The sequence below is a fragment of the Actinomadura sp. WMMA1423 genome (assembly GCF_006547145.1).
Taxonomy (GTDB): Bacteria; Actinomycetota; Actinomycetes; order Streptosporangiales; family Streptosporangiaceae; genus Spirillospora.
This window is the reverse complement of the sequence record NZ_CP041244.1, coordinates 105,247-121,384: the sequence shown is the minus strand read 5'-3', so window position 1 is coordinate 121,384 and position 16,138 is coordinate 105,247. Positions and strand designations below refer to the sequence as shown.

The window sequence follows — 16,138 nt, the reverse complement described above, 5'->3', positions numbered from 1 at the left end:
CTTTCTGGACAGCCGACGATGGGGACTGGATACTCACAGCTATGGACGGTCAGCCCTCATTCCCGGTGAGAGCGTCCGACACGGAGCGGGACCGGGCACTGCGCGTCCTCAGCGAACGCGTGGCCGAGGGCCGGATGTCGGACGAGACGTTCGAGCGCCGCGTCGACCAGGTGCTGCGGGCGCGCAGCCGGGCCGAGCTGGCCGACATCGTGCACGACCTGCCGACCTCCAACCGCGTCGTGAACCGGCTGACCGGCCTGGTCTCCTCGGTGTCGCAGGCGACCGCGCGGATCGAGGCGGCGTGGCGGGCGCCGCGACTGCCGCGCTTCATGCTCCCCCCGCCGGACCTCGGCCGCATCGTCGTCGGCCGCGCGCCCGCCTGCCAGTTCATCCTCACCGACCTCACCGTCTCCCGGTTCCACGCCGAGATCCAGCGCGCGGACGAGGGCTGGATCGTCTCCGACCTCGGCTCCATGAACGGCACCCGGGTGAACGGGTACCGGCTGACCGGCCCGACCCGCGTCCGGCCCGGCGACGAGATCGGCTTCGGCAACTCCGCCTTCATCGCCACCGCCCCCTGACCGAGCTCGTCTCAGGACTCGGCCGGTGCGTCCCGGCGCCGCCCTTGACGTTGTAAGGTCACGCCGGAGCAGGTAGGGGGACGCAGTGGAGATCGGGTTCGCGGTGCCGGGGTCGGGAGCATGGGCGACCCCGCGCAACCAGGTGGAGGTGGCTCGGCGGGCCGAGGAGCTCGGCTACCGCTCGCTCTGGACGCTGCAGCGGGTGCTCAACCCCGCCGGGTCGCAGGACCTCACCTACCGCAACGTCCCCGATCCCCTGATCACCCTGGCCTACCTCGCCGCCCACACCGCCCGCGCAAGGCTCGGCGTCGCGGTGGTGAACCTGCCGTTCTACGCGCCCCCGATCCTCGCCAAGCAGGCCGCCACCCTCGACCACGTGAGCGGCGGGCGCCTGGACCTCGGCCTCGGGATCGGCTGGATGCGCGAGGAGTTCGCCGCGGTCGGCGCCCCGATGGAGCGGCGCGGCGCCCGCGCGGAGGAGTTCATCGCCGCGCTGCGCGCCCTGTGGGCGGGCGGGCCCGGGGAGGCGACGCGGTTCCACGGCGAGTTCTACGACATCCCGCCGGTGACCATGGACCCGCGCCCGCTCCAGCCGTCCGGGCCGCCGATCCTGCTCGGCGGCGCGGCCGACGCCGCGCTGCGGCGCGCCGGACGGCTGGCGGAGGGCTGGGTCAGCTCCAGCCGCGCCGACCTCGCCGCGATCGGGCGCTCCATCGACGTCGTCCGGGAGGCGGCCGAGGAGGCCGGGCGGGACGCGTCCGCCCTGCGGTTCGTGTGCCGGGGCGCGGTCCGCGTCCGGCCCGCGGGCCGGGAGGAGCGGCGCCTGCTCACCGGCTCGCCGGAGGAGATCCGGGGCGACTTCGGCGCGCTCGCCCGGCAGGGCGTCACCGAGCTGTTCGTCGACCTGAACTTCGATCCCGGGATCACCGGGCCGGACGCCGACCCGGAGGCGTCGCTGGAGCGCGCCCAGGAGGCCCTGGAGGCGTTCGCACCCGGAGCCTGACACCAGCGCCCGGTGCCCCTGACTGACCCGGAGCCCCTGACTACAGGGGCGGGCGCCGCGCCTCCCAGGGGGTGCTGAGGACGACGGTGGTGCGCGTCGCGACGTTCGCGGCGGCGCGGATCTTCTGCAGCAGGTCCTCCAGCTCGTTCGGGGAGGCGACCCGGACCTTGAGGATGTAGCTCTCGTCCCCCGCCACCGAGTGGCACGCCTCGATCGCCTGGAGGTGCGCCAGCCGCTCGGGGGCGTCGTCGGGCGCGGCCGGGTCGATCGGTTTGATCGACACGAACGCGGTCAGCGGCAGGCCGATCTCCCGGGTGTCGAGCTGCGCGGCGAAGCCCTTGATGACACCGCGCTTCTGCAGCCGCCGGACCCGCTGGTGCACCGCCGACACCGACAGCCCCGTCTCCTTGGCCAGGTCGGTGAAACTCATCCGCCCGTCGTCGGCCAGCAGCGCCATGATCTGACGATCGATCTCCTCCACGCGGGAAATCTAGCGCGCCGGAGCCGGTGCGCGGGCCCGCATGCGATCACGGATCGGCGGCGCCGCGAGGGCCGGGGGCCCGCGCCGGCCCCGCGCCGGCCCCCGTCAGCGGCGCACGTGGCGCAGCGGGCCGCAGCTGCCGCGCACCACCAGCTCCGTCGGCAGCAGGACGGGGCCTCCCCTGCCGCGCCGGGCGGGCTCGCGCAGCAGCAGCTCGCAGGCGCGGTAGCCGATGTCGTGGCCGGGCCTGGCCACGGCGGTGAGCGGCGGGTCGCACAGCTCCGCCCACGCGACGTCGTCCACCATCGCGATGGACACGTCGGTAGGCACCCGCAGGTCCAGCTCGCGGGCGACCAGGACGGCGGCCTCGCCGAGCAGGTGGCCCGCGGCGAGGACCGCCGTGACGTCGGCGCGGCGCTGGAGCAGCCCGGCGGCGGCGGCGTAGGCGGCGTCGCGGGCGGGGCGGGCCGCCACGATCAGGTCCTCCTCGACGGGCACGCCCAGCTGGGCCAGGGTGTCGCGGAACGCGCGCTCGCGCACCCCCGAGGGCCGGCCCGGCGCGCCGCCGAGGAACCCGATGCGGCGGTGCCCGAGCCCGACGAGGTACTCGGCGAGGGACCGGACGCCCCCCGCGTCGTCGGCGAGGACGGACGGGACCTCCGGCAGCCCCGGCAGCACGCGGTCGGCGAACACGACGCTGGAGCACACCCGTGCCGCCGCGCGCCAGTCGGCCTCGTCTCCGGCGGGCAGCGCGATGATCCCGTCGACCCGCTGCTCGACGAGCCGGTCGACGATCTCGGCCTCGCGGGCCGGATCGCCGTGCGCGGCGTCCACGATGACGTGCTCGCCGAGCGTGCGCGCGCAGGCCAGCACGCCCGCGACGAGCTCGGCGCAGAACGGGTCGGTGACGTCCGGGACGACCAGGCCGATGCCGCCGCTGCGGCGCAGCTTCAGGCCCCGGCCGAGGGCGCTCGGCCGGTAGTCCAGCTCGCGGGCCGCGGCCAGCACCCGCTCGCGGGTCGCGGCGCTCGCCGAGCCCGTCCCGGAGAACACCCGCGACACCGTGGCGATGCCGACGCCGGCCGCCGCGGCCACGTCCTTGATCGTCGCCGACCGCCGCTCCGCCATCCGCGCACCGTCCCCTGCCGCCCGTTTCGATCATCTTCTCACGATGAGTCTCCCCTGGAAACGATTCCATGATGTTTACTCCACCCAATACGACATATCCCCTGTTCGGCAGGGGACCGGCGGAAACGTTTCCAAGGGGTACGGATGGCCAAGATCGTGCTTGACCGGGTGGACAAGGTGTACGGCGGCGGCGTCAAGGCCGTCGACGGGCTCGACCTGGAGATCCGCGACGGGGAGTTCATGGTGCTGGTCGGCCCGTCCGGCTGCGGCAAGTCCACCGCGCTGCGGATGATCGCCGGACTGGAGGAGATCAGCGGCGGGAAGATCTCCATCGGCGACCAGGTCGTCAACGACCTCGCGCCGAAGGACCGCGACATCGCGATGGTCTTCCAGAACTACGCCCTCTACCCTCACATGACGGTGGAGCAGAACCTCGCGTTCGGCCTCAAGCTGCGCGGCACGCCGAAGGCCGAGATCAAGCAGAAGGTCCGCGACGCCGCCAAGATGCTCGGGCTGGAGCAGTACCTGTCCCGCAAGCCCGCCGCGCTGTCGGGCGGCCAGCGCCAGCGCGTCGCCATGGGCCGCGCCATCGTCCGCCAGCCGCAGGCGTTCCTCATGGACGAGCCGCTGTCCAACCTCGACGCCAAGCTCCGCGTGTCCATGCGCGCCTCCCTCAGCCAGCTGCACGAGCGGCTCGGCGTCACCACCGTCTACGTCACCCACGACCAGGTCGAGGCGATGACGCTCGGGTCGCGGGTGTGCGTGCTCCGGGAGGGCAAGCTGCAGCAGGTCGACACCCCGCAGCGGTTGTTCGACAACCCCGTCAACCTGTTCGTGGCCGGGTTCATCGGGTCGCCGGCGATGAACTTCGTGCTCGCCGACCTCGAGACCGGCGACGGCGGTGCGCGCGTCTCCTTCGCCGGCTACACGCTGCCGGTGCCGGCCGCCGTCGTGGACGGCAGGCCGGGCCTGCGCGACTACCTCGGCCGCAAGGTCGTCCTCGGCGTCCGCCCGTCGGACTTCGAGGACGCCGCGCACGCCCAGCCCGACTGGGCGCCGATGGCGGTGCGCAGCAGCGTCACCGAGGAGCTCGGCAGCGAGATCAACGTGATCTTCACGATCGACGCGCCGCCGGTCGAGCACAAGGACACCGCCGACCTCGCCGAGGACGCCGCCGAGGGCGAGGGCGACATGGCGATCCCGCTGATCGAGAACAAGGCGCTGTGGACGGCCCGCGTCAACTCCCGCTCGCACGTGCGGCCGGGGCAGGACGTGGAGCTCGCCGTCGACACGCGCCGCCTGCACTTCTTCGACCCGTCGAGCGGCCTGGCCATCGGGCACTCCGACGCCCCCGAACCGCACGGCGCCCCGGACCTGCGCAAGTAAGGGCAGATCCCCCGGAACGCGGCGGTGCCCACGGCCTTCCTCAGGCCGTGGGCACCGTCTCGCGTCGGGCGCCGCTCCCGGTGGTCACTTCACCGAGCCGGCGAGGACCCCCTGGACGAAGTAGCGCTGGAAGGCGAAGAACACCGCCAGCGGGACGACCAGCGACAGGAACGCGCCGGGCGCGAGGATGTCGATGTTGCCGGTGAACTGCCGCATGCGCTGCGACTGCAGCCACTTGGTCATCGGCTGCGACTCGGTGTTGGCGAACACCAGCGCGACCAGGAGGTCGTTCCACACCCACAGGAACTGGAAGATGCCGAGCGAGGCGATCGCCGGCCCGCCCAGCGGGAAGATCACCCGGCGGAAGATGGTCCATTCCGAGCCGCCGTCCATCCGCGCCGCCTCGAGCAGGTCCCGGGGGATCGCCGCGAAGAAGTTGCGGAGCAGGAAGATGGCGAACGGCAGGCCGAACGCGACGTGGAACAGCACCACGCCGGTGACCGAGCCGAACATCTGGAAGCCGCCGAACTCGATCTTCCCGTAGAGCTTGGCGACCGGGATCAGCGCGACCTGGACCGGCACCACCAGCAGCGCCACGACGATCAGGAACAGCCAGTCCCGCCCCGGGAACTCCATCCAGGCGAACGCGTAGGCGGCCAGCGAGGCGATCGCGACCACCAGCAGCGTCGCCGGGACCGTGATCAGCACCGTGTTCCAGAACGAGTCGACGAAGTCGCCCTTGTCCAGCAGCGCGCTGTAGGACTCCGTCGTGAGCTGCGCCGGCTTGGCGAAGATGTTCCACCAGCCGTCGGCGCTGTTGTCCTCGTTGGAGCGCAGCGACGCGACCAGCAGGCCGAGGGTCGGCACCAGCCAGAACACCGCGATGAGGACCAGCAGTGCCTGCGCCGCGCCCCCGCCGACCTTCCCGATGATCCGGGCGGCCACGCCGCGGCGCGGCGCTCCCGCCGTGCCGGTGTCACCGGCCCCGGAGGGCGCCGGGGCGGCCTTCTCCGCGGTGCTCATTTGCGCTCCTGCCGCATTCGCCGGATGTTGAACAGCATGGCGGGCAGCACGAGCACGAACAGCAGCACGGCGATGGCGCTGCCGGAGCCCTGGTCGTTGCCGCCGCCGAACGACTCCGTCCACATCTGCAGCGCCAGCACGCTGGCGTTCGGATCGCCGCCGCCGATGATGTAGACGAGGTCGAAGACCTTCAGGACGTTGATGACCAGCGTCACCAGCACCACCATCAGGACGGGCGCGAGCAGCGGGATCGTCACCCGCCGGAACACCTGCCACTCGGTGGCGCCGTCCACCCGCGCCGCCTCCAGCGCGTCGCGCGGGATGGCGGCGAGCCCCGCGGCGATCAGCACCATCGCGAAGCCCGACCACACCCACAGGTACGACCCGATGATCGCCGGGGTGATGAGGGTGTCGCCGAGCCACTCGGCGCCCTGGTAGGCGGTGGTGAAGTTGTCCTTGGGCAGCCGGATCGTGTACGACCCGGCCGGCACCTTCCTCATGGTGAAGGTGCCGTCGGCCTCCGTGGTGGCCTTCGCGACGACCTTGCCGCCCCGGACCGCCTCGACCCGGATGCCCGGCAGGCCCGACTCGCCGGAGTTCGGGGCGTTCTGCTGCCCGCCGCCGCCCCGGGTGAAGTCGAACCAGACCGTGCCGGTCACCTGCCCGGCCTTGGCCGCCGGGGGCTGCGCGGCCGGCTTGGCGTCCTTCGGCAGGTACTCCGGCTTGACCTTCAGCAGCGGGACGAGCGCGCTCTGCCCCGCCGAGACCGGCGCCGAGGTGACCACGGCGCCGCCGTCCAGGCGCACCGGAGCGCTCCCGCCGCTGCGGGGCCCCGCGCCGGGGTAGGTGGTGTCCTGCCGGAACATGTCGTGGACCGCGACCATCGCCGCGTTCGCCACGCCCTTGTCCGGGTCCTGCTGGTACACCAGCCGGAAGATCACGCCGGAGGCGAGGAACGAGATCGCCATCGGCATGAACACCACGAGCTTGAACACCGTCGCCCACCGGATGCGCTCGGTGAGCACGGCGAAGACCAGGCCGATGATGGTCACCACGGTCGGCGCCACGACGACCCAGATCGCGGTGTTGCGCACCGCCACGAGGTTGTCGTGCCCCTTGAAGATCCCGGTGTAGTTGTCGACGCCGGCGAACGAGTCGCCCGAGGCGTCGAAGAAGCTGCGGATCACCGAGTAGACGATGGGGTAGACGACCAGGAAGCCGAGCAGCAGCAGCGCCGGCAGCAGGAACATCAGCGCCAGCCACGAGGGCGGGTTCAGCCGCTCGCGCGCCCCGCGGGCGCCCGGGCGGGCGGACGGCGCGTTCACGGCGGCGGCGCCGCCGGCCGTCGCGGCCGGCGGCACCTCCTCATTCGGAGCCTTCATTCAGGGGTTCCCTACTTGTGGGCCCTACTTGTACGCCTTGGCCGCCTCGGCCTCCAGCTTGGCCTGCGTGCCCTTGACGTCGGTCGGGTTCTGCACGAACTGGCGCAGCGCCTCCCACTCGCCCTTGCCGGGCGTCGCGCCGAACGCGGCGGGGGCCAGGTCGGACATGTCGTAGCGGGCGGCGTCGCCGGCCTGCTGGAGCTGGGTGATCAGCTGCTTGGCGATCGGGTCGGAGTAGGCGTCGGGCTTGACGTTCTTGTTCGGCGTCAGGTAGCCGCCGAGCCCGGCCCACACCGTGCCCGCCTCGGGCGAGGCGAGGTACTTCATGAGCTCCTGCGCGCCCTTGCCGTCCTTCAGCGCGACCGCGACGTCGCCGCCGAGGATCGCCGGGGCCGTGTCGCCGGCCTTCGGGAAGGCGAACACCTTGGCGTCCGTGCCGACCTTGGCCTTGGTGGTGGCGATGTTGGCGGCGGCGAAGTCGCCGCCGTAGACCATGGCGGCCTTCTGCTGGCCGAACACCTGGGTGACCGACTCGTCGAACTTGGTCTTGGTCGCGGTCGCGACGCCGCCGTTGAGGTAGTCGGGCTTGCCCCAGATCTCGGCGAGCGCCTGCAGCGCCTTGGCGACGCTCGGGTCGGTCCACTTGATCTCGTGCTTGGCGAGCTTGTCGTAGTTCTCCGGCCCGGCCTGCGACAGGTAGACGTTCTCGAACCAGTCGGTCAGCGTCCAGGAGTCCTGCGGCCCCGCGGCGAGCGTGAACGGGGTGGTGCCCGCGTCCTGCAGCGTGCCCGCCGCCTTGGTCAGGTCGGCCCACGCCGCGGGCGGCTGGACGCCGGCCTCGTCGAGCGCCTCCGGCCGGTACCACAGGATCGACTTGTAGGCGGCCTTGACGATCACGCCGTAGGTCTTGCCGTCGGAGGAGCCGAGCTCCTTCCAGTACGGCGCGAAGTTCTGGCCGACCTGCGCCACCACGTCGTCGCCGAGCGGCTTCAGCGCGCCCTTGCCGGCGTACTGCTGCATCAGGCCCGGCTGCGGCAGGATCGCCACGTCCGGCGGGTTCTTGGCCTCGATGCGCGGGCCGAGGTAGGCGTCGGTGTTCTCACCGGTGGAGGCGTAGTTGACCTTCGCCCCGGTCTTCTTCTCGAACGCCTGCAGGACCTTGCGGAAGTTCGTCTCCTCCGGACCGGTCCACTTGGCCGCGACCTCGATGGTGGTGCCCTTGAGCTCACCCCCGCCGGCCGGCGCCGAGTCGTCGCCCTTGTCGTCGCCGCCGCACGCGGCGGCGGCCGACAGGAGCAGGCCCGCCGCCACGGCGGCCCCCGTCACGCGCCTGCCGAGGCCGGCGGAGCCGGGACGGGCGGCGCGGGGGGCGGTCCCCCCACCTGAAAAGCTGACCCTCATTCTTCATCCTCCCTGGCCGGAGCGGCGTCGCCTGGTCCCCAGATCGACGCGCCGGACTCGATATCGAAGAAGTGCAGGCGGCCGGTGTCGACGCGGATCGTCACCGGGTCGCCCACCTTCACGCGGGTGCGCGGGCTGAACCGCGCGACCAGGTCCGTGTGGGGCCTCTCCAGCTCCCCCAGCACGTCGGTCCCCGCGTCGCGCGCGAGCTCCTTGGTGTCCTCGGTGACGACCTGGGACGCCTCGATCGCGAAGTGCACCAGCACGTCCGAGCCCATCGCCTCCACGAGGTCGGCGGTGGAGGCCAGCCCGGACCCCTCGGGCGCCTCCACGAGCTCGGAGTCCTCCATGTCCTCGGGGCGGATGCCGACGACGACGTCGCGCCCGAGGTAGGACGCCAGGGCGGGGCGCTCGGTCAGCACCTCGGCCGGGAGCGTCAGGGTCTGGCCGCCGATCTCCAGGCGCGGGTTCGCCGCGTCGCCGGACAGCGTGCCCTGGATCAGGTTCATGGCCGGTGAGCCGATGAATCCGGCGACGAACAGGTTCGCCGGCCGGTCGTAGAGCTCCTGCGGCGCGGCGACCTGCTGCAGGCGCCCCTTCTTCATCACCGCGACGCGGTCGCCGAGCGTCATCGCCTCGGTCTGGTCGTGGGTGACGTAGATGGTGGTGACGCCCAGGTCGCGCTGGATGCGCGCGATCTCGGCGCGCATCTGGACGCGCAGCTTGGCGTCGAGGTTGGACAGCGGCTCGTCCATCAGGAACGCCTGCGGCTCGCGGACGATGGCGCGGCCCATCGCGACGCGCTGCCGCTGCCCGCCCGACAGGTTGCGTGGCTTCTTGTCCAGGTAGTCGGTCAGGCCGAGGGTCTGCGCGGCCTTGTCGACCTTCTCGCGGATCTCGGCCTTCGGCAGCTTGCGCAGCGACAGCCCGAAGCCGATGTTGTCGCGCACCGACAGGTGCGGGTAGAGGGCGTAGCTCTGGAACACCATCGCGACGTCGCGGTCCCGGGACGGCACCCGGTTGACGACCCGGCCGCCGATCGTGACCTCGCCCTCGGAGATCTCCTCCAGACCGGCGACCATCCGCAGCGCGGTCGTCTTGCCGCAGCCCGACGGGCCCACCAGGACGAGGAACTCCCCGTCCTCGATGTGGAGGTTCAGGTCGGTCACGGCCCGCGTGCCGTCGGGATAGACCTTCCCGACGCTGGTCAGGTCGACCTCTGCCACGGCGTCTCCTCTTCGTCACGGCACGTTGATGCGGGGAAAATTCGCTTACTCCCGCGTAACAGTGCAACAAGGAGGTACAGGGCCGGGCCCCCGGATCGCAACCGGCGGCATGCGGTCCGGGGCATTTGGTACAGAGATCGTTACCGGGTCGTTTCCGCCTCAATTTCCGCCAACCGAAAACGAATCGTGGGCATGGACGCAAAACCGTCCATGCCCACGGTCGTCCGGGCGCCCCGGCGGGCGCCGGCCGGCGTCAGTCCACGATCACCAGCCCGCGCTCGGTGGTGTTCATCGGCTCGTGGCCGTCCTCGGTGCACACGACGATGTCCTCGATGCGGGCGCCGTGCGGACCGGGGTAGATGCCCGGCTCGATCGAGAACGCCATCCCCGGCTCCAGCGGCTCGCGGTTGCCGGCGACGATGTAGGGCTCCTCGTGCGACTCCAGCCCGATGCCGTGGCCGGTGCGGTGGAAGAAGTGCTCGCCGTGCCCGGCGGCGGCGATGATCTCGCGGCCCGCCGCGTCGACCGCCTCCGGCGTCGCGCCCGGGCGCACGGCCTCCCGCGAGGCGCGCTGCGCCTCCTCCAGCACCGCGAAGTAGGCGCGGTAGTCGGCGGGCGGCTCGCCCACGCAGTAGTTGCGGGTCGAGTCCGAGCAGTAGCCGCTCGGCATCGTCCCGCCGATGTCGACCACGACGGGCTCGCCGGGCCGGATGACCCGGTCCGACAGCTCGGCGTGGGGGTTCGCGCCGTTCGGGCCCGAGCCGACGATGACGAAGTCGACCTGCGCGTGGCCCTCGGCGATGATGGCGTCGGCGATGTCGCGGCCGACCTCGCGCTCGGTCCGGCCGGCCTTCAGCAGACCGGGGACCCGGCGGTGCACGCGGTCGATCGCCTCCCCCGCCTCCCGCAGCGCCGCGACCTCGGCGGCGCTCTTGCGCATCCGCAGCTCCCGCAGCACGCCCCCCGCCGCGACCTGCTCGGCGCCGGGCAGCGCGGCGCGGAACCGCAGCGCCATCACCGCCCACATCCGGTCGGCCACGCCGACGCTCCGCACGTCCCCCGGCAGGCGGCGGGCGACGAGCGCGTAGGGGTCGTCGGTCTCGTCCCACGGCACCAGCTCGAGGCCGAGGGAGCCCGCCGGCGACTCCTGCGCGGCGGGCATCTCCAGCCTCGGGACGACCAGGAACGGCTCGCCGACCGCCGGGACCACCAGGCAGGTGAGCCGCTCCAGCTGCTTCGCGTCGTAGCCCGTCGCGTACCGCAGGTCGGGGCCGGGCGTCAGGAGCACCGCCCCGAGGCCCGCCTTCTCCGTCGCCTCGCGCACCAGGCCGACGCGCTCGCGCGGATACAACTCCGTTGTCACACCCGTCTCCATATCTCCGGTCCTCATCCAGTGGCCGCCACCAGGATCCCAGGAGCGTCCGGGCGCCGCCGACCCGGCCCGCGTGGCAGCATGTGCCCCATGAGCGGGCTGATGCTGCTGGACACGCCGTCGTTGTACTTCCGCGCCTTCTTCGGGGTCCCCGAGTCGGTGACGGCTCCGGACGGGACGCCGGTGAACGCCGTGCGCGGGCTCATCGACATGATCGCCCGGCTCGTCCAGGACCGCCGGCCCGACCGGCTGGTGTGCTGCATGGACGCCGACTGGCGGCCCGCGTTCCGGGTGGAGGCACTGCCCTCCTACAAGGCGCACCGGGTGGCCGAGGACGGCGGCGACCAGACGCCGGACGCGCTGGAGGCGCAGCTCCCGCTCATCGACCGGGTGCTGGACGCCTTCGGGCTGGCCCGCGCGGGGGTGCCGGGCTACGAGGCCGACGACGTGATCGGCACGCTCGCGGTGCGGGGCGCGGCCGCGGGGCCGGTCGACATCGTGACCGGCGACCGCGACCTCTTCCAGCTCGTCGACGACCGCGGCCCCGTCACCGTCCTCTACACCGCGCGCGGGATCCGGAACCTCCAGCTGATGGGCGAGAAGGAGGTCGCGGACAAGTACGGCATCCCGGGGCGGGGCTACGGCGACTACGCCACGCTGCGCGGCGACCCGAGCGACGGGCTGCCCGGCGTGCCGGGGGTCGGCGACAAGACCGCCGCCGCGCTCGTCACCCGGTTCGGATCGGTCGAGGGCATCCTCGCGGCGCTGGACGCGGGCACCGACGAGGGGTTCCCGGCGGGCGCGCGGCGCCGGATGGAGGCCGCCCGCGACTACCTGGCCGCCGCCGAGACGGTGGTGCGGGTCGTCACCGACATCGACGCTCCCGAACTGGCGGACCTCGACGACCGGCTGCCCGCCGAGCCGCGCGACGCCGAGGCCCTCGTCGGGCTGGCCGACACGTGGAACCTGTCCAGCCCGGTCAACCGCCTGCTGAACGCGCTCTCCCGCTGAACCTCCCCGTTCCCCGCTGCAAATTGCGCCGAGAGTGTCATATGACACAGACGGCGCGGTCTCCGGGGTGCAGCATGCGGAACAGTGAGGGGTTCTCATTGGCACATGCAGGCGACCGGTACCCGCGGCACTTGGGCCTCAACGCCCCACTCCCCCCAATTGCCGTGGGTACCGGTTCATCCGGGCCCCGGACCGGAGACGGGTGTGCCGTGAGCGAGCGGACCGGAGCCCGCGGCGGCGCGGGCGGCCTCGCCGCCGACCCCGGCGGCGGGTTCTGGGCCGCGCTGGACGCACCGGAGCGCGCGGCCCTGCGGGAGGCCGGCCGGACGCGGAACTACCAGCCGCGGGCGCCCCTGTGCTACCAGGGCGACGACTCCGACCACATCATCGTCATCGAGTCGGGCTGGGCCAAGGTCACCTGCGCCGGCGAGGACGGCCGCGCGGTGGTGCTCGCCGTGCGCGGGCCCGGCGACCTGGTCTGCGAGAGCGCGGTGCTCGGCCGCCGTGAGCGGTCGGCGACCGTCCAGGCGCTCGACCACGTGCGGGCGCTGATCGTCCCGGCGACGCGGTTCACTGCCTTCCTGGACGCCCATCCGCGCGTGTGGCGGCTGGTCAGCGGGACGTTCGTGCGGCGGCTCGACGACGCCGACCGCAGGCTGGCGGCGCACGTGTCGGCGCAGGGCGCGCGGCGGCTCGCGCTGCTGCTGGCGGCCCTCGCCGACCTGTCGGCCCGGCACGCCCCGCCCGGCGACGGCGGGGCGATCGCGATCGGGCCGCCGCTCTCCCAGGAGGAGCTCGGCAGCTGGATGGACGCCTCCGGGAGACCGTGGCGCGGGCGCTGTCCACGCTGCGGCGCGAGGGCCTGGTCAGCACCGGCTGGCGCAAGATCACCGTGGAGGACCCGCCGGGGCTGCGCGCGTTCGCCGATTCCTCCGGCGACTGAGCGGTCGGGGATCCCGCCCGGCGCCTTTACATTGTAGATTTTCTAAGAATCGATCGTTTCGTCCCGTACGCTCGGTCGTGTGCCGCGCCGACCGCTGCGACTGCGAACCGCCGAGGCCGACGCCGAGGTCCGCGCGGGGCTCGACCGGATCCGCGCCGAGTTCTCGGTGCCCGGCGCGTTCCCGCCCGCCGCCCTCGCCGAGGCCGCCGCGCCCGCGGTCGCGTCCGCCGGACGCGCGGACCTGCGCGACGTCCCGTTCTTCACCCTGGACCCTCCCGGGTCGCTCGACCTCGACCAGGCGATGCACCTGGAGCGGCGCGGGTCGGGGCACCGGGTGCGGTACGCGATCGCCGACGTGGCCGGGTTCGTGCGGCCGGGCGGCGCGCTCGACGCCGAGGCCCGCGTCCGTGGCGTCACGCTGTACCTGCCGGACGCGAACGCTCCGCTGCATCCGCGCCCCCTCTCGGAGGGCAGCGCGAGCCTGCTGCCCGGGCGCGAGAGGCCCGCCGTGGCATGGACGATCGACATCGACGACGCCGGGGGGATCACCGGCGTGGACGTCCGGCGCGCCGTCGTCCGCAGCCGCGACCGGCTCGACTACGCCACAGCCCGGCACGACGGCGGCGACCCGCGGATCGCGCTGCTCGGCGAGATCGGCGAGCGGCTCATCGCGGCGGAGGCCGCCCGCGGCGGCGTGAGCCTCCCCCTGCCCGAGCAGGAGGTCGTGCACGCGGGCGGCGGCTGGGCGCTGAAGCTGCGCGGCGACCTCGCGACCGAGGCGTGGAACGCGCAGATCTCGCTGCTGACCGGGCGGGCCGCGGCCCGGCTGATGCTGGACGGCGGGGTCGGGCTGCTGCGCACCATGGCGCCCGCCCCTGCCGAGGCCGTCGAGCGGCTGCGGCTGGCGGCCCGGGCGCTCGGCGTCTCCTGGCCGGGCGACGCCTCGTACGGCGACATCGTCCGCGCCCTGGACCCGTCGCTGCCCCGGCACGCGGCGTTCCTGCACGACGCGGCCGGGCTGATGCGCGGCGCCGGCTACACCGCCTTCGACGGGACGCCGCCCGAGCAGGCCGCGCACGCCGCCGTCGCCGCCCCGTACGCGCACGTCACCGCGCCGATCCGGCGGCTGGCCGACCGCTACGCCACGGAGGTGTGCCTGGCCCTGGCGGCCGGGCGCACCGTCCCCGGCTGGGCGCGGGAGGCACTGCCGGAACTCCCCGAGGCCATGCAGCGGGCGCTGCGCCGTGGCGCCGAGATCGACCACGCCTGCGTCGACCTGGTCGAGGCGCTCCTCCTGCGCGACCACGTCGGTGAGGTGTTCGACGCGGTGGTCGTGGACGTGAACGGCGACCGCACCGGCGGGCGCGTCCAGCTGGTGGCGCCGCCGGTCTTCGGCCGCTGCGAGGGGGAGGCGCTGCCGCTCGGCGAGCAGGTCAAGGTGCGGCTGGAGGAGGCGGATCCGGCGCGCCGCCGGGTCCGCTTCTCCCGCGCGGAATGAGCCGCCCCGCCCCGGCGGCGGCCGGGACGGGGCGGGGCGGTCGGCGGTCGGGTCACCGGCGGCTGCGGCGGCGGGGCCGCCAGCCCGCCGAGGTGCCGGTGCCGACGCCGCCGAGGTGCAGGGCGAGCAGCAGCAGGCCGAGGACGGTCAGCGTGCTGTTGTTGATGGCGTCCGAAGTGATGTCGGCCAGGTCGAACAGCAGGGCAAGTGCGAAGACGATCGCGGCGACGATCGCGAGCATGTCGGCCTCCGTGGGGGTCGGGGGCCCACCGCGGGCCCCTCGGGTGCCTACCGGATCTCCCCCAGCCCGCCCCCGAAACCGCGCCCTCTTTCCGGCCGCCCGATATTTGAGTTTTGTACCGAACTGATGTTCGCACCGGTCAGCGGCCGGTCACGCGGCGTCGCGGCGCAGGCGCTCGCCCGCCTCCTCGGCGAGGGCGACGCCGGGCATCCGGCGGTGGCGACGCCGGCCGCCTTACGGGCCGTCCGGAACATCCCGCCGCTCGGCGAGCGCGGCGCGTGCGCGCTCGGTCATGCGGACGACCTCGCGGCGCACCTGCGGGCGCTCGGTGAGCCGCTCGCCGAACGGGATCCGGACGGCGTGCTCGACCCCGCCGTCGGCGACGGCGAACTCGATGCCCTCCGCGTCCAGGCCGGTCATGCGGGCCGAGGTCGCGCCGGGACGGCCGCCGAGCGCCCGGCAGATCGTCAGGCAGTCGGCGGCGTGGTCCTCGTTCATGTGCCGCGCGATCCGCCTCACGACGTCGTCGGTGAACGGGCCGGCGTCGGTCATGCGGTGGTCCTTCCGTCGGGCGCCGGCGCGAGGGCCAGGTCCTTGTAGATCCGTAGGGCGTTGCCGGCCAGGACGAGCGCGAGCGCCTCCGCGTCCAGGCCGAGGGCGGCGCCGACGGCGCGGGCGTTGCGGGCGATGCCGGGCACGCCGGGCCAGTCGGTGCCGAAGACGAACTTGCGGGCCAGCCGCCGCAGGTCGTGCCGGGCGTAGTACTCGGGGAGCCGCCGGGGCGGCAGCCCGGACAGCTCGATCCACACCTCCTCGCGCGACAGCGCGAGGAACGCGGCGGCGTCGTACCACCAGCCGCGCCCGCCGTGGGCGAGGACGAACGTCAGGCCGGGGAACAGCCGCAGCACGTCGTCGACGGGCGCGGGGTCGGCGTACCGGTTGACCGAGCCGGGGAAGGAGCTCGTGCCGCAGTGCACGACGACCGGGAGGCCGGCGTCGCGGCACACCTCGTAGGCGGGGTAGAGCTCGGGGTCGGCGACGCCGAACCCGCCGTGCACCGGGTGCAGCTTGAGCGCGGCGGCGCCGAACCCGAGCTGCCGCTCGACCTCCTCGCCGATCGGGTAGTGCAGGTGCGGGTTCACGTTGGCGACCGGCCGGAAGCGCCGCGGGTTGTGCTCCAGGAGCGGCCGCAGGTCCTCGATGGGCTGCGTGCCGGTGGTCCGCGGGCTGTACTCGCACAGCAGCAGGGCGATGTCGACGCCCTCGCCGTCGAAGTAGGCGTCGACCCGCTCGGGCACGAGGGCGCCGCCGTCGTCGTAGAGGTCCTGCCACGGGTGGGACGAGCCGAACTCCTCGGCCCAGCGCCGCCAGGCCGGGCGGAGCGTGGGCAGCCGTGCGGCGTGCACGTGCGCGTCGATCAGCGGGCGTCCGTCGAGCATGCGGCGGAGCCTACCCGCCGCCG

General features: G+C 73.5%; 16 protein-coding genes and 1 pseudogene. 7 read left to right on the top strand and 10 right to left on the bottom strand.

Annotated features, from left to right (window positions below; genetic code table 11):
- The first annotated feature begins 41 nt into the window (after positions 1–41).
- Both FKD65_RS00560 and FKD65_RS00555 read left to right on the top strand, forming a co-directional pair.
- Positions 42–581 carry a DUF1707 and FHA domain-containing protein gene (locus tag FKD65_RS00560; protein WP_141575145.1) on the top strand — a complete coding sequence of 180 codons (540 nt, stop codon included), beginning with the start codon at positions 42–44 and terminating at the stop codon, positions 579–581.
- Positions 582–666: 85 nt separating this feature from the next.
- Positions 667–1,584, top strand: a complete 918-nt coding sequence (locus tag FKD65_RS00555) for a TIGR03619 family F420-dependent LLM class oxidoreductase (RefSeq protein WP_141575143.1) — start codon at positions 667–669, stop codon at positions 1,582–1,584.
- A gap of 40 nt (positions 1,585–1,624) precedes the next feature.
- Here the strand turns inward: FKD65_RS00555 and FKD65_RS00550 are convergent, their stop codons facing one another.
- A complete protein-coding gene (locus FKD65_RS00550; RefSeq protein ID WP_141575141.1) occupies positions 1,625–2,065 on the bottom strand; it encodes an Lrp/AsnC family transcriptional regulator in 441 nt (146 codons plus the stop codon).
- 105 nt (positions 2,066–2,170) lie between these two features.
- A complete protein-coding gene (locus FKD65_RS00545; RefSeq protein ID WP_141575139.1) occupies positions 2,171–3,193 on the bottom strand; it encodes a LacI family DNA-binding transcriptional regulator in 1,023 nt (340 codons plus the stop codon).
- Between the two features lie 144 nt (positions 3,194–3,337).
- Between FKD65_RS00545 and FKD65_RS00540 the strand changes: the two genes are divergently transcribed.
- Positions 3,338–4,579, top strand: coding sequence for an ABC transporter ATP-binding protein (locus FKD65_RS00540; RefSeq protein WP_141575137.1), 1,242 nt, complete (start codon positions 3,338–3,340; stop codon positions 4,577–4,579).
- An 84-nt stretch (positions 4,580–4,663) separates the two neighbouring features.
- On the opposite strand, the gene FKD65_RS00535 is transcribed toward FKD65_RS00540, so the two are convergent.
- From FKD65_RS00535 to FKD65_RS00515, 5 genes are all read right to left on the bottom strand, one after another.
- Entirely contained in the window at positions 4,664–5,602 is a 939-nt protein-coding gene (locus tag FKD65_RS00535; protein WP_141575135.1) for a carbohydrate ABC transporter permease, read from the bottom strand.
- Entirely contained in the window at positions 5,599–6,984 is a 1,386-nt protein-coding gene (locus FKD65_RS00530; RefSeq protein WP_141575133.1) for an ABC transporter permease subunit, read from the bottom strand. The genes FKD65_RS00535 and FKD65_RS00530 overlap by 4 nt, the downstream gene beginning before the upstream one ends.
- 24 nt (positions 6,985–7,008) lie before the next feature.
- The gene (locus FKD65_RS00525; protein ID WP_141575131.1) at positions 7,009–8,385 is read right to left on the bottom strand and encodes an ABC transporter substrate-binding protein; all 1,377 of its coding nucleotides are present in this window, start codon (positions 8,383–8,385) and stop codon (positions 7,009–7,011) included.
- Positions 8,382–9,611: an ABC transporter ATP-binding protein gene (locus tag FKD65_RS00520; protein ID WP_141575129.1), complete on the bottom strand. Its 1,230-nt coding sequence runs from the start codon at positions 9,609–9,611 to the stop codon at positions 8,382–8,384. The genes FKD65_RS00525 and FKD65_RS00520 overlap by 4 nt, the downstream gene beginning before the upstream one ends.
- 253 nt (positions 9,612–9,864) lie before the next feature.
- Entirely contained in the window at positions 9,865–10,974 is a 1,110-nt protein-coding gene (locus FKD65_RS00515) for a Xaa-Pro peptidase family protein (RefSeq protein ID WP_240809912.1), read from the bottom strand.
- Between the two features lie 99 nt (positions 10,975–11,073).
- On the opposite strand from FKD65_RS00515, the gene FKD65_RS00510 reads away from it, so the two are divergent.
- The 4 genes and pseudogenes from FKD65_RS00510 to FKD65_RS00500 all read left to right on the top strand — a co-directional run bounded on the left by FKD65_RS00510 (position 11,074) and on the right by FKD65_RS00500 (position 14,435).
- Positions 11,074–11,994, top strand: a complete 921-nt coding sequence (locus FKD65_RS00510) for a 5'-3' exonuclease (protein WP_141575125.1) — start codon at positions 11,074–11,076, stop codon at positions 11,992–11,994.
- A 41-nt stretch (positions 11,995–12,035) separates the two neighbouring features.
- Positions 12,036–12,527, top strand: a pseudogene (locus tag FKD65_RS45270) (cyclic nucleotide-binding domain-containing protein); the annotation flags it as partial.
- Between the two features lie 68 nt (positions 12,528–12,595).
- Complete coding sequence (locus FKD65_RS46505; protein WP_368367283.1) at positions 12,596–12,937, top strand: helix-turn-helix domain-containing protein; 342 nt, start codon at positions 12,596–12,598, stop codon at positions 12,935–12,937.
- 79 nt (positions 12,938–13,016) lie between these two features.
- Positions 13,017–14,435 (top strand): RNB domain-containing ribonuclease, encoded by a 1,419-nt coding sequence (locus FKD65_RS00500; protein ID WP_141575122.1) that lies wholly within the window; start codon positions 13,017–13,019, stop codon positions 14,433–14,435.
- Positions 14,436–14,487: 52 nt separating this feature from the next.
- On the opposite strand, the gene FKD65_RS00495 is transcribed toward FKD65_RS00500, so the two are convergent.
- From FKD65_RS00495 to FKD65_RS00485, 3 genes are all read right to left on the bottom strand, one after another.
- On the bottom strand, positions 14,488–14,676 hold the full coding sequence (locus FKD65_RS00495; protein WP_141575120.1) for a hypothetical protein: 189 nt from the start codon (positions 14,674–14,676) through the stop codon (positions 14,488–14,490).
- A 234-nt stretch (positions 14,677–14,910) separates the two neighbouring features.
- Entirely contained in the window at positions 14,911–15,228 is a 318-nt protein-coding gene (locus FKD65_RS00490; RefSeq protein ID WP_141575117.1) for a DUF2470 domain-containing protein, read from the bottom strand.
- On the bottom strand, positions 15,225–16,115 hold the full coding sequence (locus FKD65_RS00485) for an amidohydrolase family protein (protein WP_141575115.1): 891 nt from the start codon (positions 16,113–16,115) through the stop codon (positions 15,225–15,227). Before FKD65_RS00485 ends, FKD65_RS00490 begins: the two co-directional genes overlap by 4 nt.
- Positions 16,116–16,138: the final 23 nt, after the last annotated feature.

Coding starts and splice junctions, on each gene's coding strand:
- FKD65_RS00560 (WP_141575145.1), top strand. CDS start 42: ATGGACGGTCAGCCCTCATTCCCGGTGAGAGCGTCCGACACGGAGCGG.
- FKD65_RS00545 (WP_141575139.1), bottom strand. CDS start 3,193: ATGGCGGAGCGGCGGTCGGCGACGATCAAGGACGTGGCCGCGGCGGCC.
- FKD65_RS00540 (WP_141575137.1), top strand. CDS start 3,338: ATGGCCAAGATCGTGCTTGACCGGGTGGACAAGGTGTACGGCGGCGGC.
- FKD65_RS00535 (WP_141575135.1), bottom strand. CDS start 5,602: ATGAGCACCGCGGAGAAGGCCGCCCCGGCGCCCTCCGGGGCCGGTGAC.
- FKD65_RS00530 (WP_141575133.1), bottom strand. CDS start 6,984: ATGAAGGCTCCGAATGAGGAGGTGCCGCCGGCCGCGACGGCCGGCGGC.
- FKD65_RS00525 (WP_141575131.1), bottom strand. CDS start 8,385: ATGAGGGTCAGCTTTTCAGGTGGGGGGACCGCCCCCCGCGCCGCCCGT.
- FKD65_RS00510 (WP_141575125.1), top strand. CDS start 11,074: ATGAGCGGGCTGATGCTGCTGGACACGCCGTCGTTGTACTTCCGCGCC.
- FKD65_RS00495 (WP_141575120.1), bottom strand. CDS start 14,676: ATGCTCGCGATCGTCGCCGCGATCGTCTTCGCACTTGCCCTGCTGTTC.
- FKD65_RS00490 (WP_141575117.1), bottom strand. CDS start 15,228: ATGACCGACGCCGGCCCGTTCACCGACGACGTCGTGAGGCGGATCGCG.
- FKD65_RS00485 (WP_141575115.1), bottom strand. CDS start 16,115: ATGCTCGACGGACGCCCGCTGATCGACGCGCACGTGCACGCCGCACGG.